Source organism: Limnohabitans rimovensis (SeqCode) (genome assembly GCF_965234775.1).
Classification (GTDB): Bacteria; Pseudomonadota; Gammaproteobacteria; order Burkholderiales; family Burkholderiaceae_C; genus Limnohabitans; species Limnohabitans rimovensis.
Genome location: NZ_OZ248562.1, coordinates 1,622,806 through 1,644,818 on the forward strand (window position 1 = coordinate 1,622,806; position 22,013 = coordinate 1,644,818).

General features: G+C 61.1%; 16 protein-coding genes. 6 read left to right on the forward strand and 10 right to left on the reverse strand.

The features are described 5' to 3' along the window. Positions 1-2 precede the first annotated feature (2 nt). The 4 genes from AC8GFZ_RS07890 to AC8GFZ_RS07905 all read right to left on the reverse strand — a co-directional run bounded on the left by AC8GFZ_RS07890 (position 3) and on the right by AC8GFZ_RS07905 (position 9,523). The gene (locus AC8GFZ_RS07890; RefSeq protein WP_506644049.1) at positions 3-1,238 is read right to left on the reverse strand and encodes a glycosyltransferase family 9 protein; all 1,236 of its coding nucleotides are present in this window, start codon (positions 1,236-1,238) and stop codon (positions 3-5) included. A gap of 73 nt (positions 1,239-1,311) precedes the next feature. After that, on the reverse strand, positions 1,312-7,260 hold the full coding sequence (uvrA, locus tag AC8GFZ_RS07895; protein ID WP_506644051.1) for an excinuclease ABC subunit UvrA: 5,949 nt from the start codon (positions 7,258-7,260) through the stop codon (positions 1,312-1,314). Between the two features lie 204 nt (positions 7,261-7,464). Beyond that, the gene (locus AC8GFZ_RS07900; RefSeq protein ID WP_506644053.1) at positions 7,465-7,674 is read right to left on the reverse strand and encodes a hypothetical protein; all 210 of its coding nucleotides are present in this window, start codon (positions 7,672-7,674) and stop codon (positions 7,465-7,467) included. Positions 7,675-7,759: 85 nt separating this feature from the next. Next, complete coding sequence (locus AC8GFZ_RS07905; RefSeq protein ID WP_506644055.1) at positions 7,760-9,523, reverse strand: MFS transporter; 1,764 nt, start codon at positions 9,521-9,523, stop codon at positions 7,760-7,762. Between the two features lie 314 nt (positions 9,524-9,837). Here AC8GFZ_RS07905 and AC8GFZ_RS07910 point away from each other — a divergent pair, with 314 nt between their 5' ends. The 4 genes from AC8GFZ_RS07910 (at position 9,838) to AC8GFZ_RS07925 (ending at position 13,198) form a co-directional block, all read left to right on the forward strand. Beyond that, positions 9,838-10,134 (forward strand): hypothetical protein, encoded by a 297-nt coding sequence (locus tag AC8GFZ_RS07910; protein ID WP_506644057.1) that lies wholly within the window; start codon positions 9,838-9,840, stop codon positions 10,132-10,134. After that, a complete protein-coding gene (locus AC8GFZ_RS07915) occupies positions 10,134-10,697 on the forward strand; it encodes a tetratricopeptide repeat protein (protein WP_506644059.1) in 564 nt (187 codons plus the stop codon). The genes AC8GFZ_RS07910 and AC8GFZ_RS07915 overlap by 1 nt, the downstream gene beginning before the upstream one ends. Before the next feature lie 97 nt (positions 10,698-10,794). After that, complete coding sequence (locus AC8GFZ_RS07920; RefSeq protein ID WP_506644061.1) at positions 10,795-11,058, forward strand: DUF4212 domain-containing protein; 264 nt, start codon at positions 10,795-10,797, stop codon at positions 11,056-11,058. Positions 11,059-11,068: 10 nt separating this feature from the next. Continuing rightward, positions 11,069-13,198 (forward strand): VC_2705 family sodium/solute symporter, encoded by a 2,130-nt coding sequence (locus AC8GFZ_RS07925; protein ID WP_506644264.1) that lies wholly within the window; start codon positions 11,069-11,071, stop codon positions 13,196-13,198. A gap of 90 nt (positions 13,199-13,288) precedes the next feature. Here AC8GFZ_RS07925 and AC8GFZ_RS07930 read toward each other — a convergent pair whose 3' ends face one another. The 6 genes from AC8GFZ_RS07930 to AC8GFZ_RS07955 form a co-directional block, all read right to left on the reverse strand. Next, positions 13,289-13,534, reverse strand: a complete 246-nt coding sequence (locus AC8GFZ_RS07930; protein ID WP_506644063.1) for a DUF1289 domain-containing protein — start codon at positions 13,532-13,534, stop codon at positions 13,289-13,291. A 2-nt stretch (positions 13,535-13,536) separates the two neighbouring features. Beyond that, entirely contained in the window at positions 13,537-14,466 is a 930-nt protein-coding gene (locus AC8GFZ_RS07935; protein WP_506644064.1) for a 2-hydroxyacid dehydrogenase, read from the reverse strand. Continuing rightward, entirely contained in the window at positions 14,463-16,490 is a 2,028-nt protein-coding gene (locus AC8GFZ_RS07940; RefSeq protein WP_506644266.1) for an acetyl/propionyl/methylcrotonyl-CoA carboxylase subunit alpha, read from the reverse strand. The genes AC8GFZ_RS07935 and AC8GFZ_RS07940 overlap by 4 nt, the downstream gene beginning before the upstream one ends. A 47-nt stretch (positions 16,491-16,537) precedes the next feature. Further along, positions 16,538-17,335, reverse strand: a complete 798-nt coding sequence (locus AC8GFZ_RS07945; RefSeq protein ID WP_506644065.1) for an enoyl-CoA hydratase/isomerase family protein — start codon at positions 17,333-17,335, stop codon at positions 16,538-16,540. Positions 17,336-17,403: 68 nt separating this feature from the next. Further along, a complete protein-coding gene (locus AC8GFZ_RS07950) occupies positions 17,404-18,537 on the reverse strand; it encodes an acyl-CoA dehydrogenase family protein (protein WP_506644067.1) in 1,134 nt (377 codons plus the stop codon). 23 nt (positions 18,538-18,560) lie between these two features. After that, entirely contained in the window at positions 18,561-20,183 is a 1,623-nt protein-coding gene (locus AC8GFZ_RS07955; protein WP_506644069.1) for a carboxyl transferase domain-containing protein, read from the reverse strand. Positions 20,184-20,428: 245 nt separating this feature from the next. Between AC8GFZ_RS07955 and AC8GFZ_RS07960 the strand changes: the two genes are divergently transcribed. Continuing rightward, positions 20,429-21,046, forward strand: a complete 618-nt coding sequence (locus AC8GFZ_RS07960; RefSeq protein WP_506644071.1) for a type II secretion system protein — start codon at positions 20,429-20,431, stop codon at positions 21,044-21,046. Positions 21,047-21,050: 4 nt separating this feature from the next. Then, the gene (locus tag AC8GFZ_RS07965; RefSeq protein ID WP_506644073.1) at positions 21,051-22,013 is read left to right on the forward strand and encodes a TcpQ domain-containing protein; all 963 of its coding nucleotides are present in this window, start codon (positions 21,051-21,053) and stop codon (positions 22,011-22,013) included.

A 22,013-nucleotide genomic window follows, 5' to 3' on the forward strand; every position in this document is an offset into this window, starting at 1 on the left:
GCTCAGGGGCCAGGGCTGGCCGCCAGCGCCAGTTGGGTTTGGGTCAGGCGCAGCACCTGGGCCACGTCAATTTGCTTCAAGCACTGGTTGTCGCCGTTGCAGGGGGTGTCGCGGTGGTTGTAAGCGCTCAAGCATGGGGAGCAAGGCAAGCCCAGTTCGATCACCGTGGCGCGGGGCGTCAAAGGGCCATACAAGCGGCTGGTTTCGGGGCCAAAAAACATCAGGGTGCGGATGGGCGTCAAGCTGGCAAAGTGGCCCGGCCCGCCGTCGTTGGTGACCAGCACATCGCAGTGGTGAAACAGCATCAGCAACTCTTGCAAGCTGCGTGTATAGCCCACCAGGCTGTGGCACAGCGGGTGGCCGCACATGCGCAAGATGTCTTGGGCCAGCGGCTGGTCTTCGGGCAGGCCAATCACCGCCACGGCGTGGCCTTGGTCGCACAAAGCGCGGGCCAATTCGGCGTAATGCGCCGCCGGCCAAGCGCGGATGGGCAGCAAGCCGCCACCGGCGTACATCAGCACCCGCTGCGGCGCGGCCATCAAGGCCGGGTGGTCGCGGCGCAGGGCTTGGGCATAGTCGCTCAACTGGCTGGGCGCAAACACCAGCGACAAACCGCTGTCGGTGGCCATCGGGTGCATGGGCACGCGTTTGCTGCGCGGCGCATCGCACGCGCCAATGGCATCGACCAAGGCCAAAAACTGCTGGCTGATGTGGCGATACGGGTTGTAGGGTATGGCCGCGTTCATGAACGAGCCCCGGTACAAGCCCTCTTGGGTGTGCGGCGTGAAACCAGCGCGCCAACGCGCCCCACAGGCATAGGCCAGCAAGGCGCTGATGCGCGAGAACAGTTCGCAGTCGATGACCGCGTCCAGGCGCAGATGGCGCAACTGGCGCATCACGCGCCAGATGTCGGCCAGCAGCCGGAACATGGAGCTGTCGTCCAAGCCATGCAAATGGGTGTTGGGGGCAAGTTGCAGCATGCGCGCCACCTGTTGGTTGCGGGCCAACTGCAAGATGTGGATTTGCGCTTGCGGGTGTTGCTGGCGGATGCGGGCAAACATCGGACCGGCCAGCACCATCGAGCCCATCTCTGAGAGCATGATGACCAGCACCTGGCGCAGCGGTTGCTCGGACACCGGCGGTTGCGGCCGCGCCCAGCAGCGCGCCCACAGCGACAGCACAGCGCATAAAGCCTGGCCGACCACGGCGTCGATCAGGCGTTGGGTGCGGATGTTCATGGGGAGTGGTGCGGTTGGGCTGAGACGTGGCGAACCGCGTGCGTGGCGGCGATTTTAGCGGGCCAGATGCCCCTCACACGCGCGCCAGCACGGGGGCCAAAGCGCGCCCGGTGTGGGTGCCTTGGCGCACCAAGGCTTCGGGGGTGTTGGCGGCCACCACTTGGCCACCGCCGTCGCCACCGTCAGGCCCCAGGTCGATGACCCAATCGGCCTCGGCAATGACGTCCAAATCGTGCTCGATCACCACCACGCTGTGCCCGGCATCGACCAAGCGGTGCAACACGCTGATGAGCTTGTCCACATCGGCCATGTGCAAGCCCACCGTGGGTTCGTCCAGCACATACAAGGTGTGTGGCGCTTTGTTGCCGCGGCGGGTGACGTCGTCGCGCACCTTGGACAACTCGGTGACCAGCTTGATGCGCTGCGCCTCGCCGCCACTCAGCGTGGGCGAGGGTTGCCCCAGGGTCAGATAACCCAGGCCCACGTCTTTGAGCAGTTGCAAGGGGTGGCTGATGGTCGGCATGGCGGCGAAGAAGTCCACCGCCTCGTCCACCTCCATGTGCAACACCTCGCCAATGTGTTTGCCGCGCCAGCTCACCGCCTGCGTTTCAGGGTTGAAGCGGCTGCCGTGGCAGACCTCGCACAACACTTTCACGTCAGGCAAAAAGTTCATTTCGATGGTGCGCATGCCTTGGCCTTCGCAACCGGGGCAGCGGCCCTCGCCGGTGTTGAAACTAAAACGCCCCGGGCCGTAGCCGCGCGCCTTGGCCTCCAAGGTGTCGGCAAACAGCTTGCGGATGGTGTCCCAAAAACCAATGTAGGTGGCGGGGCAACTGCGTGGGGTTTTGCCAATTGGGGTTTGGTCCACCTCCAGCACCCGGTCGATGCTGGCATAGCCTTGCACGCCCACACAACCGACCCAGGCCGGGTGCTTGCCAGCTTCGTCGGCCTTGCGCCCGGCCTGGCTGGATCGTTGGCCCACCGCCGCCGCCACGTTGTGCAGCAGCACGTCGCGCGCCAAAGTGGATTTGCCCGAACCGCTGACGCCAGTGATGGCCACCAAGCGGCGCAAGGGGACTTGCACATCGACCTGGCGCAGGTTGTGCAAAAAAGCGCCGTGCACATGCAAACTGCCTGACGCCACCGGTGCGGCGGGCCCGCTGGGCGTGCCCATGTGGGCGGCGCGCAAAGCGTCGGCTTGGGCTTTTTTGCTGGCCGCGCTTTGGCGTTTGGGTTTCTCGGTGGTGGCCGCCACTGCGCTGGCCGCCGACAGCAGCGCCAACTCGGCCGCGCCCACGCTGCGGCGCGCTTGCATCGGGTGGCGCATGGCATGCAAGAGGTAGCGCCCGGTTTGCGAATCGGCCTGGGCGCTGATGTCAGCGGCCGTGCCTTGCGCGACCAAACGGCCACCGCGCTTGCCGGCGCTGGGGCCAATGTCGATGATGTGGTCGGCGTGGCGAATGGTTTCTTCGTCGTGCTCGACCACCACCAAGGTGTTGCCCTTGTCGCTCAGGGTTTTGAGGGCCTTGAGCAAGATTTGGTTGTCGCGCGCATGCAGGCCAATGGTGGGTTCGTCGAGCACATAGCAAACGCCTTGCAACTGGCTGCCCAATTGGGCCGCCAAGCGGATGCGCTGGGCCTCGCCGCCACTCAAAGTGGGCGCGCCCCGGTCCAAGGTCAGGTAACCCAGGCCCACCTCTTCCAAAAACGCCAAACGCCCTGCGATTTCAGGCACCAGGTCGCGGGCAATGTCGGCCGAGCGGCCGCTCAGGGCCAAGCCCGCCACCCACTGACGCACGCGGCCCACGCTCAGGCGGGCAATGTCGGTGATGGCTTGGTCCTGGAAGCGCACGGCACGCGCCGTGGTGTTCAAGCGGGTGCCTGCGCACGCCGGGCAAGCAGTGTCGGTGAGGTCTTCCACCTCGGGTTCGGCAAAACTTTGTTCGCGCCCTTTTTGGTCGTCGTCGCGCACCGAGTCGTCCAGCGCCTTGCGCTGGTCACGGGTCAGCTTCAAGCCGGTGCCGACACAGTCGGGGCACCAACCGTGCTTGCTGTTGTACGAGAACAAACGCGGGTCCAGTTCGCTGTAGGACGTGGCGCACACCGGGCACGCGCGCTGGGTGGAGAACACCTCCACCTGGCCAATGCCTTGGGTGGCGGCCGCGCTGGCCATGGCTTCGCGCAAACCGTCCAAACCGCTGAGCACATGCACCACGCCTTTGCCATGCTCCAACGCCAAGGCCAGGTGTTGGCGCAACGCGGCCTCGTTGCTGGGCTTGACCTCCAGGCTGGCGATGGGCAACTCGATCGTGTGCTCTTTGAAGCGGTCGATGCGCGGAAAACCGGTGGTGGGCAAAAAGTTGCCGTCCACCCGCAAATGGGTGTAGCCCCGCGGGCGCGCCCAATCGGCCAACTCGGTGTAGACGCCTTTGCGGTTGACCACCAGGGGACTGAGCAGGCCAATGTGCTGACCCCGGTAGGTTTTCATCAACTGGGCAACGATGCTCTCGGGCGTTTGCGGCTGCACCGCCGCGCCGTCGTGCACGCAGTGCTGGGTGCCCAGCTTGACGTAGAGCAAGCGCAAGAAATGCCACACCTCGGTGGTGGTGCCCACCGTGCTTTTGCGCCCGCCGCGCGACAGGCGCTGCTCGATGGCCACCGTGGGCGGGATGCCATACACCGCGTCCACCTCGGGGCGGCCAGCGGGTTGCACGATGCTGCGCGCATAAGCGTTCAGGCTTTCCAAATAGCGGCGCTGGCCTTCGTTGAACAAAATGTCAAACGCCAAAGTGGATTTGCCCGAGCCACTCACGCCGGTGATGACGTTGAACTGCCCACGCGGGATGTCCACGCTCAGGTTGCGCAGGTTGTGCTCGCGGGCGTTGACGATGCGGATGCTTTCTTTCAACGCTTGGCCCAGGTATTTGGCCGATGGCTCTTGCACCAAACCCAGGGCCAAGCTGCGGGGTGCGGGCGCGGTGTAGGGGTTGGCCAAGACGGGGGAATCTGCGCCAGGGGCGAACACCTCGCCCATGGCTTGTGCGTATTCGCGCAAGGCGCGCGCGGTGTGCGAGCTGGGATGCTGGCGCACCTCTTCGGGGTGGCCCTCGACCACCACGCAACCGCCAGCGTCACCGCCCTCGGGCCCCAGGTCAATCAGCCAGTCGCTGGCGCGGATCACGTCCAGGTTGTGTTCGATGACGATCAGCGAATGCCCGGCTTCTAGCAAGCGGCGCAAGGCGCGCATCAGTTTGGCGATGTCGTCAAAGTGCAAGCCGGTGGTGGGCTCGTCAAACAAAAACAAGGTGCCTTTGCGCGCCAGGCTTTGCCGGCTTTGGCTGGCCGATTTGGCGGCCTCGGCCAAAAACCCAGCCAGCTTCAGGCGCTGCGCCTCGCCACCGCTCAGGGTGGGCACGGGTTGGCCCAAGCGCACATATTCCAAACCGACTTCCACGATCGGCTGCAAAGCGCGCAGCACATCGCGGTCTTGGGAGAACAGCTCGACGGCTTCACTCACCGTCAGGTTGAGGAGGTCGGACACATTCAAAAAGCGCCCACCGCGCTCGATCTTGACCTCCAACACCTCGGGCCGAAAACGCTCGCCATTGCAGTCGGGGCAACGCAAATAAACGTCGCTCAAAAACTGCATCTCCACATGCTCAAAGCCCGAGCCGCCGCAAGTGGGGCAACGCCCGTCGCCGCTGTTGGCGCTGAACTTCGATGCGGTGTAGCCGCGCTGGCGTGACAAGCTGGCGGTGGCCAACAGCTCGCGCAGCGGGTCCCAAGCGCCCACATAACTGGCGGGGTTGGAGCGCGCGGTTTTGCCAATCGGGGATTGGTCGACAAACACCACATCGCTCAAGTGGTCCATGCCCAGCAAGCGGTCGTGCGCGCCCGGCGTTTCGGTGGCCTTGCCAAAGTGGCGCAGCAAAGCCGGGGCCAACACGTCTTGCACCAGGGTGGATTTGCCCGAACCACTGACACCGGTGACGCACACCAGGCGTTGCAAGGGCAGCTCGAGGTGGACGTTTTTCAGGTTGTGCTCGCGCGCGCCTTCGAGCACCAAGCGCGGCGTGGCATCGGTGACCAAGCGCTTGAGGCCCAAGCCCACTTGCTTGCGACCGCCCAAATAAGCGCCGGTCATGGTGTCGGCCTGTTGCAGTGCGGCCGGTGGGCCGTCAAACACCACTTGGCCACCGCGCTCGCCGGGACCCGGGCCCATGTCCAAAATGCGATCAGCGGCCAACATCACCGCCGGGTCGTGTTCGACCACCACCAAGGTGTTGCCCGCGTCGCGCAAGCGCTTCATGGCTTCGGTGATGCGACCCATGTCGCGCGGGTGCAGGCCAATGCTGGGCTCATCGAGCACAAACAAGGTGTTGACCAAGGAGGTGCCCAAGGCGGTGGTGAGGTTGATGCGCTGCACCTCGCCGCCGCTCAGGCTGCGGCTTTGCCGGTCCAGCGTGAGGTAGCCAATGCCCACATCGCACAGGTAGCGCAAGCGAGTGCGGATCTCGCCCAGCAACAAAGCCAAGGCCTGGGCGTCGGCGCCCGCCGATTGGGCTTGCACACCGTCAAAAAACACCCGCAAGCGGTCAATCGGCATGAGCATCAAGTCGTGCAGGCTCAAACCCGGCAAGGCCTCGAGTTGTGCGCGCGTCCAACCCACGCCCGCCGGCATGAAGCGCTGCGCCGCCGGCAGCACCCCCGCGGCATCGGCCGCGCTGCCCACGCGCCACAACAAGCTGTCGGTTTTCAGGCGCGCACCCAAACAATTCGGGCAACTGGTGTAGCTGCGGTACTTGGAAAGCAGCACCCGGATGTGCATCTTGTAGGACTTGGTCTCCAGGTAGGCAAAAAAGCGCCGCACCCCATACCACTGCTTGTTCCAGACGCCCTTCCATTGCGGCGAACCTTCGATCACCCAGTGCTGCTGCTCGGGGGTGAGCTTGTACCAAGCGGTGTCGCGCGGGATGCCCGCCGTCTCGGCGTGGCGCATCAAATCGTCTTGGCACTCTTTCCAGGCCGGGGTTTGCATCGGCTTGATGGCCCCGGCGCGCAGGGTGAGTTTGTCGTTGGGGATGACCAAACCAAAGTCAACGCCAATGACGCGGCCAAAGCCCCGGCAGGTTTCGCACGCGCCCAGCGCCGAGTTGAAAGAAAACATCGACGGCGTGGGCTCGCTGTAACGCAAATCGCTGTCGGGGCAATGCAAACCGCTGGAAAAGCGCCATACCGTTTCAGCGGCGGCATCGACCGCAGGCACTGTTTGGCCCGTGCTGACGTCAGTGGCGGATGGGGCTGCGGGTTCGGCTTGCACATGCACTTGCACGCGACCGGCGCCGCGTTTGAGCGCGGTCTCCAGCGCCTCCATGGCACGCGATTTTTCCACCGTGGCCAGGCGAAAGCGATCGGCCACCACGTCGAGCAATTTGCGCGTTCCCGTCACACTGGCCACCTCGCGCTCGGCGTGGATGCGGCTGAAGCCACTGGCCAGCAACCACTGCTGCACCTCATCGGCCGTGGTGTGGGCGGGCAATTCGATGGGGAAAGTGACCACCACCCGGGGCTGACCGGGCAGTTCAGCACTGCGGCGCAGCATCTCGGCGTAAATGGTTTCGGGGGAGTCGTGGCGCACCGCTTGTGCGGTTTGGCGGTCAAACAACTGCGCCGTGCGGGCAAACATCAGCTTCAAGTGGTCGTTGAGCTCGGTCATCGTGCCCACGGTGGAGCGCGAGCTGCGCACTGGGTTGGTTTGGTCGATGGCGATCGCTGGCGGCACGCCCTCCACCTTGTCCACCGCCGGGCGGTCCATGCGGTCCAGGAACTGGCGCGCATAGGCGCTGAAGGTCTCCACATAACGGCGCTGACCTTCTGCAAACAAGGTGTCAAACACCAAGCTGGACTTGCCCGAACCGCTGGGCCCGGTGACCACCGTCAGCTCGCCGGTGCGGATGTCGATGTCGAGGTTTTTGAGGTTGTGCTGACGAGCACCACGGATGCGGATGAGACCCTGGGACATAACGGCTTTGTTGGGGGGTGGGCCGTCATTCTAGAGAGAGTACCGCTTCCCTCTTTGCAAGGTCAGCAAATCAGTGGCCGTCAGCAGGGCTGTTGCCCATGGTGACCTCACCACGCCCAAGCCAGCGCAAGGTTGGCACACCTGCGTAGGCATAGAAAGCCCCCCGCCACCCTCCGCAAGGGCTGGTGGCTGGGGCCAACAGGCTCACTTGCTGGTGGCTGCCGGTGCGGAGGCGTCGCTCGCCGCTGGTGCGGCAGCGGGCGTCGCAGCGTCGGCGGGTTTGGCCGGCTCAGGGGCATGCACCGCTTCAGCGCCATGCTTTTCGCCGCCCATGTCCAGGTTGTCGCCGCCTTTGAAAATCACATACATGGCCAACGCCGCAAACACCACAAAGCCCAAAAAAATCTTCCACATGACTCGAGTCTCCAAATGAAAAAGCCCTCCGCAGAGGAGGGCTTGAATGTAGCACCCGAGTTCCCTCGGGCAGCTTACAAAACCATCAGTCGTTGGCGTAAATGTCCACGTCTTTGGTTTCTTTCACGAACAACATGCCGATGACAAACGTCATGCCGGCCACGATGATCGGATACCACAAGCCGTTGTACATGTTGCCCGTCTGCGCCACGATGGCAAAGGCAGTGGTGGGCAGCAACCCGCCAAACCAACCGTTGCCGATGTGATAGGGCAAAGACATGGATGTGTAACGGATGCGGGTGGGGAACATCTCGACCAACATGGCGGCGATGGGGCCATAAACCATGGTCACCAACAACACCAAGTAAGAGAGGATGATGATGACCATCACCTTGTTCACCTTGGCCGGATCGGCCTTGGTGGGGTATCCGGCCTCTTTCAAAGCGCCACTCAAGTTGGCGCTGAACACGGCGTCCTTGTTCTTCTTCTCGTCAGACAAGTTCTTGATGGCGGTCTCAGCGGCGGCCACTGCTTTTTCGTCCACCGGGCTGGCGGCTTTGAGGCCTTCCAACTTGGTTTCAGCGGCGGTTTTGGCTGCGGCGATTTCTTCCGGTGTGGGGAACACGTTGATGACCTTGTCACCCACTTTGATCACCGCAGGGGTGCCCTTGGGTGCCACTTCGTTGACATAGCTCACCGAGCCAGCGGCCAGACGTTGTTTGCCTACGTCGCAAGACGAGGTGAACTTGACCGTGCCGGTGGGGTTGAACTGGAACGAGCACTCACCAGGATCGGCCACCACCACCACTTGGCTCTTTTGCTGAGCAGCGTGCAAGTCAGGGTTGGCGGCCTTGGTCAGCGCCTCAAACACCGGGAAGTAGGTCAACACGGCCAACAAGCAACCGGCCATGATGATGGGCTTGCGGCCAATTTTGTCGGACAGCGAGCCGAAGATGATGAAGAACGGGGTGCCGATGATCAACGATGCGGCCACGAACAAGTTGGCGGTGGCACCATCCACTTTGAGCGACTGGGTCAAGAAGAACAGCGCATAGAACTGGCCTGAATACCAGACCACGGCTTGGCCGGCGGTCAGGCCGATCAAGGCCAAGATCACGATCTTCAGGTTTTTCCATTGACCGAAGGATTCGGTCAGCGGTGCTTTGGAGGTTTTGCCCTCGGACTTCATCTTGGCGAAAGCCGGTGACTCGTTCATCGACAAACGGATGTAGACCGACACGGCCAACAAAGCGATCGACACAATGAACGGCACGCGCCAGCCCCAATCGGCAAAGGCCTCTTCGCCGACCCAGGTGCGGGTGCCCAAAATCACCATCAGCGACAGGAACAGGCCCAGCGTGGCGGTGGTTTGAATCCACGAGGTGTAAGCGCCGCGCTTGTCGTGCGGTGCATGCTCGGCCACGTAGGTGGCAGCGCCACCGTACTCACCGCCCAACGCCAAGCCTTGCAGCAAGCGCAAGCCGATCAAGATGATCGGTGCGGCCACGCCAATGCTGGCGTAGTTGGGCAGGATGCCGACGATGAAGGTCGACAAGCCCATGATCAGGATGGTCACCAAGAAGGTGTACTTGCGGCCAATCATGTCGCCCAAGCGGCCAAAGAAGATGGCGCCAAAGGGTCGAACGATGAAACCAGCCGCAAACGCCAGCAGCGCGAAGATGAAGGCCGAACCGGCGTCCAATCCGCTGAAAAACTGCTTGGCGATGATCGCTGCGAGTGAACCGTACAGGTAAAAGTCGTACCACTCGAAAACGGTACCGAGTGAGGAAGCGAAGATGACCTTCTTTTCCTCGCCCGACATGGGTCGGTTGACGTCTAATGTGCTCATTTGATGTGTTTCTCCAGTGTTGGTGTTATGTGTTTTGCACTGTCGAACTATCCGTCACGCAACTGACCCTGCTCTGACGCATAACTTATGGCCAACTTACTGAACCCAGCGATCCATGGAGGCCAAACTCACGCGCATCAACCATCACATGAGCCCCTGGTCAAGTGCTCTTTGCGAGTGAAAATAGCTCACCCCTTGCCATCGAATCGCATCTATGCACTAGGGTTTGCCCTTGCAAGCCCCTACAACCCGATGGCGAGTAAGTTAGCGGTAAGGGGGCGATTCAACAGTGAGGTTTGAACTTTGGATTCATCTTGCTCACACTTCTGAACGTGCTCCAACTCCTGCTCTACATTGGCTTGCTTGCGCTGGTCGGTCAGGGCTTTTTGTATTTGATCAGTGGCCAAGGTCGCGATTCGAATATGTTCTACCAGTTGTTTCAAATTCTGAATAAGCCTTGGGTTTGGTTGGCTCGGCGCATTTCGCCTTCAAAGGTGGCAGACCACCAGGTTCCTTTTGTGGCTTTTTTCGCCATGGGCGTGACTTACCTCGCCGTCACCTTGGCCAAGATCGAGCATTGTGTGGATGTGGCCATGCAAGGTTGTCGCTGATGGACTTGAACTACCACTTCCTCAAATGGTCGGCCGTGCTTCAGTTGGCTTTTGGCTTGAAAGAAGCAGCCATGAACCGCTTTGAGCAAATCTTGCGCACTTATCCAGATGACATTTATGCCTTGTCCAGTCGGGCCCACATCCTGGCGGCGCAGAGCGATTGGTGGGCGGCCCTATCGGATTACGATCGTTTGACGGCGACTGGCCAAGCCAGCGCTTCCGTGTGGTTCAACAAAGGTTTTGTGCTTGAACAATTGGGTCGCCTGGATCAAGCGCTTGAATGCTTTCAAAAAGCGTGCGATTTAGACCCTCAACTCGACAGGGCTTGGTATGGGCTGGGTCTGGTGCTGATCCAACTCAGGCGCAGTGATGAGGCCATCGTGGCCTTGCGCCACAACACGGAATTACAACCCATGAGTCCGCATGGCTGGTACCAACTGGCCCGCGTACACATGGACCGAAGCGAAGCAGAGCAAGCAGAGAAGATCATGCGTCATCTGCAAAGCTTTGAGCCTAAAGTCGCCGCTCAACTCGAGCGCGAGACGGGCATCAAGCTGAGCTGAGGTCATCGCCCACACCCGGTTGTAACGCGGGGACGAAAGTCCTCAAGGGGTAGTGGATCAACCGCTGTCAAAGGCGGATTTTGAAGAGGAGACACCTGTGGAAGTTACCGAAAACCAACGGGCATACTGGCAAAAAAACCTCAACATCACCGCCATCTTGATGGGCGTGTGGTTTGTGGTGACTTTTGTCATCGCCTACTTTGCGCGTGATTTGAATTTCACTTTTTTTGGATGGCCTTTTAGCTTTTGGGCTGCCTCCCAAGGCTCATTGATCGTCTATGTGGTCATCATTTGGTTCTATGCCCGCTATATGAACCAATTGGACCAAGAACACGGCCTGGCCGAAGTTGAGGAGGACTGATATGAGCGGAATGACATCAGAAAACACAGGCGGCGTTTTCAGCGCTTCCAGCAACGCTGCCTTCAAGCAGCAACTGAACAAGGTGTACGCCTGGTACACCGGCGGATTCCTGCTATTTGTGGTGGCTTTGGCCATCCTGGAGCAAATGGGCCTTCCAAGAAATTGGATCGGTTATTTGTTTTTGGCCGCAACGGTCTTCTTGTACGCCGGCATTGGGGTCATGAGCCGAACCAATGATGCGGCCGAGTATTACGTGGCAGGTCGACGCGTTCCCGCCATTTACAACGGCATGGCCACTGGCGCTGACTGGATGTCGGCGGCATCCTTCATTGGCATGGCCGGCACGCTGTACCTGACTGGCTATGGCGGCTTGGCCTTCATCATGGGATGGACCGGTGGCTATTGCTTGGTGGCCTTGTTCTTGGCGCCTTACTTGCGCAAGTTCGGTCAATTCACGGTGCCAGACTTTTTGGGTGCGCGATACGGCGGCAATTTGCCCCGGTTCATTGGCATCATGGCCGCCATCTTGTGCTCATTTGTTTATGTTGTCGCACAAATTTATGGCGTTGGCTTGATCACCACACGACTGACCGGCGTGGCGTTTGAATTGGGCATCTTCTTGGGACTGGGCGGCATTTTGGTGTGCTCTTTCCTGGGCGGCATGCGCGCTGTGACCTGGACCCAAGTGGCACAGTACATCATCTTGATCATTGCTTATTTGATCCCTGTGGTGTGGTTGTCGGTCAAACAAACCGGCATTCCCATTCCGCAAGCGATCTATGGCTATCAACTTGAAAAAGTGACCGCCAAGGAAAAAGAGCTGATCGATGACCCCAAAGAGAAGGAAGTCATCGCGGCCTTCAAGGCACAAGCTGACGTCTTTGCTGAAAAGCTCAAGGATGTGAAAGGCTCACTGGCCGCTGACAAAGAAGCTGCCGAGAAGAAGATTGCGGAGCTCAAGGAAGCCAATGCCGAGCCAGCCCAAATGGCTGCCGCAGAGAAAGCCCTGGCAGCCATTCCCAAAGATGAGGATGCCGCGAAAAAGGCTTGGACCAAAGGCAAGAGTGACAACGAAGCGAGGGCCAAGCCCTTGGGTGGCATGCCTCGACATGCGACGCAATTTGCGGGTGACCCCAACGGTGACGCCAAAGCCAAGGACACCTTTGACACCTCGCGGCGCAACTTTTTGGCCCTGGTGTTTTGTTTGATGGTGGGTACCGCCGCATTGCCGCACATCCTGATGCGCTACTACACCACACCTTCGGTCAAGCAAGCCCGCAGTTCGGTGACCTGGTCACTGTTCTTCATCTTCTTGTTGTATTTCACGGCACCCGCTTTGGCGGTGTTGGTCAAGTACGAGGTGTTCACCGTCTTGGTGGGTACTCCGTTTGACAAGCTACCAGCCTGGGTGTCGCAATGGGCCGTCGTCGACCCCAACCTGCTGTCCATCATTGACATCAACAAAGATGGCTTGCTGCAATTGGGCGAACTCAAAATCGGTGGCGACATCGTGGTTTTGGCAACCCCTGAAATTGGCGGACTGCCCTATGTCATCTCTGGCATGGTGGCAGCGGGTGGCTTGGCGGCCGCTTTGTCAACCGCAGACGGTCTGCTGTTGACCATTGCCAACGCCTTGTCACATGACCTGTACTACAAGATGATTGACCCCAATGCCTCAACTTCACGGCGGGTGACGATCTCCAAAGTCTTGTTGCTGGTCGTCGCCTTGGCAGCGGCCTATGTGGCAGCCCAAAAACCAGCGGACATCTTGTTCCTGGTGTCGGCGGCCTTCTCGTTTGCTGCGGCTTCTTTCTTCCCGGCCCTGAGCCTGGGTATTTTCTGGAAGCGCGCCAACAAATGGGGAGCGGTCATTGGCATGTTGGGTGGATTGGGCATCACCTTCTACTACATGGTGACGACGCAACCTTGGTTGCGGGGCGTGTTTGGTGTGACATCACCCATTGAGTTGTGGTGGGGCATTCTGCCCATCTCAGCCGGTGTCTTTGGTGTGCCACTGGGCTTTGCGCTGATCATCATTGTCAGCCTCTTGACGGCACCACCCCGCCAAGAAATCCAGCAATTGGTTGAACATGTGCGCTACCCGAACATTCCCGGTGATACGCATCAGCATGCCACCTGATTGAACTGAAAAGCTTTTTTAAACCCACCGCAAGGTGGGTTTTTTTTTGCGGCCACCCTGGCGGGCAGCATTATTTTTTATCGTGTTCTTTCAGCCGTGCAGTCGATCGCTGATGGCCTGCCACACCCCACGCTTGCCCGCGTTGTCCAGGTTGGACCACTGGCCAATCTCGTTGAGCGTGCGCCGACAACCCCAGCACCAAGCGGTGTCGGCTTGCATTTGGCACACCGCCACGCACGGCGAAGGCACGGCCTGCGCCGCAGGCTGGGCCAGCACCTGGGTAGAGCGCTCGCGCAGCGCTTGGTGCACATGCTCAATGGGCGCTGGGGTGCTCATGGTCAATAACCCCGCTGGCGGTCGATGGCGCCGGGCAGTTGAGCCGGTGGCGTACCGCTGGCCCACAAGCGCACCTTGTGGGCGATTTGCGCAATGGTCTCGTCGCGCAAGGTGCGCGCCGAGGTGTGTGGCGTGACGGTGATTTGGGGGTGGCGCCAAAACGGGTGCTCTGGGGGCAAGGGCTCTTGGCGAAACACATCCAGGGTGGCCCCGGCCAAGTGGCCGCTGTCGAGCAAGTCGATCAAATCGGCATCCACCACATGGCCGCCCCGTGCCACATTGATCACATAGCCACCGGCTTGCAATTGCGACAGGTTGGCGCGGTTCAAAATGTTTTCGGTTTGGGGGGTGAGCGGCAGCAAATTCACCAACACCTTGGAGGCCGCCAAAAACTCGCCCCATTGCGCGTCTCCGCTGAAGCAGCGCACACCAGGCAAACTTTTGGGGCTGCGGCTCCAGCCATTGACCGGAAACTCAAACCCTTGCAGCGCCCGTGCCACCCGCTCGCCCAGCACGCCCAGGCCCATCACACCGACCGGAAAGTCGCTGCGCTGGCGCGGTTTGCGAAACGCCCAACGTGCTTCGGGTTGGGCTTTGTCATAGGCGTCGAATTCGCGAAAGTGGCGCACCAGGGCATGCAGCACGTATTCGGCCATTTGCACCGACATGCCCGCGTCTTCCAGCCGCACCAACACCGACTGCGCCGGCCAGCGCAAGGGCAACAAGGCGTCCACCCCGGCACCGGTGTTGAAGATCACCTTCAGGCCCGGTTGCGCATCCAAAAAGTCTTGAGACGGGGCCCACACCACGGCGGCATCGGCTGGGCCCGCGCCGGGCGACCACAAAGCCACGGTGTGTTCGGGCAAGGCCGCTTGCAGGCCATCGACCCACGGCGCGGGCTGGGTGTGGGTGAGGTAGACGTGAATCTTCATGCGGCGGTGCTTTCCAAGCGCAACAAAGGCGCACCTTCGTTGACCTGATCGCCCGGCGCGTACAGCAACTCGGCCACCGTGCCGTCGATGGGCGCGGCGATGGTGTGCTCCATCTTCATGGCTTCGAGCACCGCCAAGGCCTGGCCCGCGCTCACCACCTGGCCGACCTGCACCGCAAACGAAAGCACCTTGCCCGGCATGGGCGCGTTCAAATTGCCTTGGGTGGCAGAGGCATCGGCTTGGTGCGCCAGCGGGTCGATCCAGCGCCACGCGGCTGCGCCCTCGGGGGTGAACACATGCATCACGCCGCCATGGGTGTGCACCTGGGCTGTCCAGCGTTGCCCGGCCAGCCACACGGTGAGGCCGGCATCGCTGGCTTGCCAACGCCAAGCGCCTTGCCAGTCCACACCCTCGCCTTGAACGCGCAACTGCGTCTCCTGGCCGGGCATGCCCAGGCTGCTGACCTGCATGGTTTGGCCCTGCCACTCGCCTTGGGCTTGCCAGCGGCGCACACCATGGGGCGCCCAGGCATCGCGGCGGCCCCAGGGGTCGACCCAAGCATGGGCCTGGGGCTGCTCCGCCAGGGCCAAGGCATGGACATGTTGGGCCAGGGCAAAAGCCGCACACACCTGAGCGGGCACCGGCGTTTGACCAAACAAAACGGCGCTTTCGCGCTCGATCAAAGCGGTGTCAAGCACCGCGTTGGCAAAGGATGGGCTGCGCACCACTTGGCGCAAAAACCCCACGTTGTGGCTCAAGCCCACGATGTGCAACTGCGCCAAAGCCCTGTCGAGTTGGGCCAGCGCGGCCGCGCGCGTGGGCGCATGCACGATGAGCTTGGCAATCATCGGGTCGTAAAACGGGCTGATGGTGTCGCCCTCGCGCACACCGCTGTCGATGCGCACCGCCCCTGGGGTGAACAGTTGCGCGGGCGGCGTGCGGTACACCGCCAAGGGGCCGGTGGCGGGCAAAAAGTCGCGCTCGGGGTTTTCGGCGCAAATGCGCGCTTCGATGGCATGGCCTTGGATGTGCACCTGGTCCTGCGACATGGGCAAGGGCTCGCCACAGGCCACGCGCAACTGCCACTCGACCAAGTCCAGGCCGGTGATGGCCTCGGTGACCGGGTGTTCCACTTGCAAGCGGGTGTTCATCTCCATGAAGAAGAAGTCCATGCCGCGCTCGCTTTGCTCAACGATGAACTCCACCGTGCCCGCCCCCACATAGCCCACGGCTTGGGCGGCGGCCACCGCCGCTTGGCCCATGCGTTGGCGCAGCTCTGAGGTCATGCCCGGCGCGGGGGCTTCTTCCAACACCTTTTGGTGACGGCGCTGCACCGAGCAATCGCGCTCGAACAAATGGATGCAATGCCCCTGGCTGTCGGCAAACACCTGCATCTCGATGTGGCGCGGGCGCTGCACATACTTTTCAATCAGCACCGCTGCATCGCCAAAACTGTTTTGCGCCTCGCGCTGGCACGAGGCCAAGGCACTGGCAAAGGCATCGGCGCTGCGCACCACGCGCATGCCCTTGCCGCCACCGCCTGCGCTGGCCTTGATCAACACCGGGTAACCGATTTTTTCGGCCTCGCGGGCCAGTAAAGCGGGGTCTTGGTCAACCCCGTGGTAGCCGGGCACCAGGGGCACACCGGCTTGGCCCATCAACTGCTTGGACGCGGCCTTCAACCCCATGGCACGAATGGCGGCGGGCGGCGGGCCAATGAAGACCAAGCCCGCATCTGCGCAGGCCTGGGCGAAGTCGGCGTTCTCGCTCAAAAATCCATAGCCCGGGTGGATGGCCTGAGCGCCGGTTTGGCGCGCGGCGTCGATGATGCGCTGCCATTGCAAGTAACTGTCTTTGGCTTCGGCCCCACCAATGTGCAGCGCTTGGTCGCAGGCCTGCACATGGGCGGCATGGGCATCGGCGTCGGAGTACACCGCCACCGTGGCCACACCCAGGCGGCGCGCTGTGGCGGCCACACGGCAGGCAATTTCACCCCGGTTGGCGATCAAAATTTTGGCAAACATGGGCTCTTCCTCGGCTGTGGCGGCGGTGTCGTTTGGGTGAAACAGGGTCATGCCCTGGGGATCAACCAATTGGGCGGGCGTTTGTTCAAAAACGATTGCAAACCCTCTTTGCCCTCGTCGCTGGCGCGGATGTCGGCAATGCGGCGGGCGGTTTCGGCGCGCAGGTCGGCGTCAATGGGGCGGCTTTCCACATCGCGCACCAACTGCTTGCACAGGCGCACGGCGGCAGGGCCGTTTTGCACCACTGTCTCGAGCATGGCTTCCACGCTGGCGTCGAGCGCATCGGGCGCGCACACCTCGTGCACCAGGCCCATGGCTTGGGCCTGGGTCGCCGTGAAACGCTCGGCGGTGACAAAGTAGCGGCGCGCCGCCGACGCGCCCATGGCCCGCACCACATACGGGCTGATGGTGGCCGGCATCAAACCCAGGCGCGCTTCGGACAAACAAAACTGCATGGACGCGCTGGCCAAGCGCACATCGCACACCGACGCCAAACCCATGCCACCGGCATAGCAATCGCCCTGCAAGCGGCCGACGATGGGCACCGGGCATTGGTCCAGCGTCCACAACATGTCGGCCAGGCCTTGGGCATCGGCGCGGTTTTGGTCCCAGCTGTAATCGGCCATGGCGCGCATCCAGTTGAGGTCGGCGCCCGCACAAAACGCTTTGCCGTGCCCGGTTAGCAGCACCACCCGCACCTGGGTATCGCGCGCAATGTCGGCAAAAGCCTGGGTCAATTCGGCAATCATGGCGTCGTTGAACGCATTGCGCACCTCTGGCCGGTTCAGCCACACCTCGGTGCGCTCAGGGCTGGGGTGACGGACTTCGATGCAGGTGGTGCTCATGAATGGCTTGTTTCAGTGGTTGCGAAAAAGTCTGGCAGCCACACAGGGCCGCCAGCACAGGGGCGGGATCAGTAGCGCTTGGCCACTTCTTCCAACATCACCTCGGTGGCGCCGCCACCGATGGCGAGCACCCGGGCGTCGCGCCACAGGCGCTCGATGGGCGCTTCACGCATATAGCCCATGCCGCCCCAAAACTGCAGGCAGCCGCCCACCACTTCGTTGACCAAATCGCCCGTCAGGGCTTTGAGCATGGACACCTCTTGCACGATGTCGTGCTCTTGCGTGACCGACCAGGCGCAGTGGTACATCAGTTGCCGCGCTGCGCGGGTTTTGGCGTCGAGCATGGCGATGCGCTGGCGAATGTGCTGCATGTCCCACAGCGCTTTGCCAAAGGCTTGGCGTTGGCGCACATAATCCAAGGTCAGCTCAATGGCGCGTTGGCAGTGGCCCACCGCCATGGCCGCCAAAGCGATGCGCTCGGTTTGCAAGTTGCGCATCAGCGCGTAAAAGCCTTTGTCTTGCTCGCCCAGCAAGGCCTCGGGGCCCAAACGCACGTTGTCGAGCACCAACTCGGCCGTGTCTGAACACAGCCAGCCGGTTTTGTCTAAAGAACGGCCCACGCTGAAACCGGGCGTGCCCTTTTCCACAATGAACATCGACATTTGGTGTTTGCCAGGGCCGGTTTTGGCGGCAACGAAATACACATTGGCATGCACGCCGTTGGTGATGAACATCTTGGTGCCGTTGAGCACCCAGCCGTCGCCGTCGCGCTTGGCGGTGCTTTTCATGCCAGACAGGTCAGAACCCGCACCGGGCTCGGTCATGGCGACGGCACTGATGGTGTCACCAGCAATGATGCTGGGCATGTACTTGGCTTTTTGCGCGGCGGTGCCCGCATGGTGCAAATGCGGGCTGGCCATGTCGGTGTGCACCAACACGCTCACGATGAAGCCGGCAAACGTGGACTGCGACAGCGCTTCGGCAAACACCAGGTTGGTCAACGCATCGGCCTCGGCGCCGCCGTATTCGCTGCTGTACATCAGGCCAAAAAAGCCAGCTTCGCCCATTTTGCGCAACACTTCACGCGGCACTTTGCCGGCCTTTTCCCATTCCATGCCGAAAGGCTCGACCTCACGCTCAAGAAAGCGCTGCATTTGGTCGCGCAGGGTTTGGTGTTCGGGGAGGTGGTAGATGTGGTTCATGGTTTGCTCAAAGGTTCAAAAAATTACATGCGAAACACGCCAAAGCGTGTCTCGGGAATTGGCGCATTCAGTGCTGCAGACAAGCCCAGCGCCAGCACACGGCGGGTGTCGGCGGGGTCGATCACGCCGTCGTCCCACAGGCGGGCACTGGCGTAATAGGGGTGGGATTGGTGGGCGAATTGGTCCAGCAGCGGCTGCTTGAACTTGGCCTCTTCATCGGCGCTCCAGCTGCCGCCTTTGGCCTCGATGCCGTCGCGGCGCACCGTGGCCAGCACGCTGGCGGCTTGCTCGCCGCCCATGACGCAAATGCGGGCGTTGGGCCACATCCACAAAAACCGTGGGTTGAAAGCGCGGCCACACATGCCGTAGTTGCCCGCGCCGTAGCTGCCGCCAATGATGAAGGTGAACTTCGGAACACAGGCGGTGGCCACAGCCGTGACCATCTTGGCGCCGTGGCGGGCAATGCCCTCGTTTTCATACTTGCGCCCCACCATGAAGCCGGTGATGTTTTGCAAAAACACCAGCGGAATTTTGCGCTGGCAACACAGCTCGATGAAGTGCGCCCCCTTTTGTGCCGACTCGGAAAACAGCACGCCGTTGTTGGCGATGATGCCCACCGGCATGCCTTCCACATGGGCAAAACCGCAGACCAAGGTGGCACCAAAACGCGGCTTGAACTCATGCATCTCCGAGCCATCGACGATGCGGGCGATGATTTCGCGCACGTCATAGGGCTTTTTGGTGTCGGTGGGAATCACGCCATACAACTCTTGCGGGTCGTACAAGGGAGCACGGGCTTCACGCACGGCCAGTTGCACCTCTTTGCGGTGGTTCAACCGCGCCACCGCTTCTCGCGCCAGCGCGATGGCATGGGCGTCGTTGTCTGCCAAGTGGTCGGCCACGCCCGACAGGCGGGTGTGCACATCGCCTCCCCCTAAGTCTTCGGCGCTGACGATTTCGCCAATGGCGGCCTTCACCAAGGGCGGGCCGCCCAAGAAAATGGTGCCTTGGTTTTTCACGATGATGGTCTCGTCGCTCATGGCCGGCACATACGCGCCGCCCGCGGTGCAACTGCCCATGACCACCGCGATTTGCGCAATGCCTTGGGCGCTCATATTGGCTTGGTTGAAGAAGATGCGGCCAAAGTGCTCTTTGTCGGGGAACACATCGTCTTGGTTGGGCAGGTTGGCGCCGCCCGAGTCCACCAAATAAATACAGGGCAATTGGTTTTGCTGGGCCACCTCTTGGGCACGCAGGTGTTTTTTCACCGTCATCGGGTAATAGGTGCCGCCCTTCACCGTGGCGTCGTTGCACACCACCATGCAGTCCACACCACTCACGCGGCCAATGCCGGCGATCAGGCCAGCGCAGGGTGCGCTGTCGCTGCCGTCGCGGTCTGGGTACATGGCCAGTGCGGCCAGGGGCGATAACTCCAGAAAAGGCGTACCAGGGTCGAGCAACAAAGCCACCCGCTCACGCGGCGGCAGCTTGCCCCGCGCCAGCTGCTTGGCCCGCGCCGCCTCGCCACCACCCAAGGCGCTGGCCTGCAACTGCACACGCAAATCGGCCACCGCCGCCTGCATGGTCTGGGCATTGGCCACAAAGTCAGCAGCGCGGGGGGACAAGGCAGAGGTGAGAACCGACATATCAGGCCGTCAAAGTCAAAGCGGCGACTTTAGTTGACGTTGACGTAAACGTCAATCAGGACCCATCAATTCTGATCAAAGCGCTATTTATCTCAATCACGAGGTTACAAATTGTTTTTTTATAACAACAAAGCGTTCTAAATGCATGAAATATCAAACTTTTTGGTGTACATTTTCAATTAATTAATTAATTGGTTTTCACTAATTTGTTGATTTTCAATTTTATCAACCCAAAGGAGTGATCCATGCAAACCATCCCCGCATCCCCTCAATCCAACACCCAAGGCGGTTACACCATCGTCGAACTGAGCATTGCCCTGACCATCATCGGGATTTTGATTGTTGCCGGCTTGGCAGGGGTCAATTCTTTACTTGTCAGCAGCAAAGCCAACTCCCAAATTGAAGACTCTGGGAGAACATTGGCGAAATTACAAGCTTTTGTTTCTTCAACTGCAAGTACCCCGAGCCTGAATACAAATGCAGGGGTTGGTTTGGGTTTGTTCACTGGCACAAGGGTCACAGGAACTCAACCGAGTCAAGTAGTCGCAAATGCTTTCGGTGGATCTGAAATCGTGTCGACAAACGCTGACGCGACAACTCATGGCATTACTGCAAACACTGGAGCAATTTACACGTTAACCAATATTCCCAAGGCTTCGTGTCCAGACTTGATAACAAGTTTATCAACTTTGGCTGATCAAGTTTTCATCAACACCGTGACGCCAGCTCCCACCAGCGGATCTGGTATTACCGCATCCTCCGTATCAGTCAAGTCTTCAGGAGGTACTCCAAATTTATCCACAGTTGGCAACGAATGCACTAAAGCCAATCTGATTAGCTTGCAATTTGCATTGAAGCCCTGACCCCATGCCCCGCGTTTCCATTCAGAAAGCGCTGGTTTGGTCAGCCCTGCTGGTGGCTGGTGGCGGTGTGGCCTGGGCGCAAACCGCGCCCAAGGCTTGGGTCGAGGTCTTGCCGCTGCGCACCACCACAGCGGCGGGGCTGCAAAGCCCGGCGGCTGTGCGCGCCGCCATCCACGGCAACGCGACCCAGCCACGCCCCACAGTTGGCAACCACACGCCCCCTTCAGCCCCGCCCAATGCGGGTTGGGGGGCGGTGGCTGGCAGTGATGGGGTGTGGCTGCAATTTATCAACACCGACATTGCCAGTGTGGCCCGCAGCCTGGGGGCCGTCACAGGCCGCCAGGTGGTGGTGGACACCCGGGTGCAAGGCCAGCTGACTTTGCAAAGCGCCCAAGCTGTGCCACCGGCCCAAGCTTGGGACCTGTTTCAACAAGCCCTGCACCAACGGGGTTGGCGCATGGTGGCCACCCAAGGCCTGTATTTGATCACCCCGCAAGACAAAACCGTGGCCGCAGAGCCCACCCCAGCCCCCAACGCCCCCAGCAAAACGCCCAGCATCAGCGCTGGCGCGCCAACGCCCACCCCCCCAGGGGCGGCGTCTGCATTTGAAATCACCGTGGAATGGGCCAAGCCGCCCAAACCCACCTTGCCCAACCCCTCAGGCAGCGCCAACCCGGTGCGCCTGCCCAGCCCCGAACCCGACGCGGTGTGGACCTTGCAAACGCAAGACAAAACCCTTTATCACAGCCTCAGCCGCTGGGCACAGGCGGCCCAATGGCAACTGATGTGGGAGGCCGAGCGCGACTTTCCCATCCAGGCGCAAATCAGCATCGAGGGCAGCTTCAGCGCCGCCGTGCAATTGGTGATGAATGCCCTGAGCAACACCGACCACCCCTTGCAGGCGGTGATGAACGAAGCCACCCGCGTGATGAGCATCGTGCGCCATCAACAACGCAATGACAGTTGA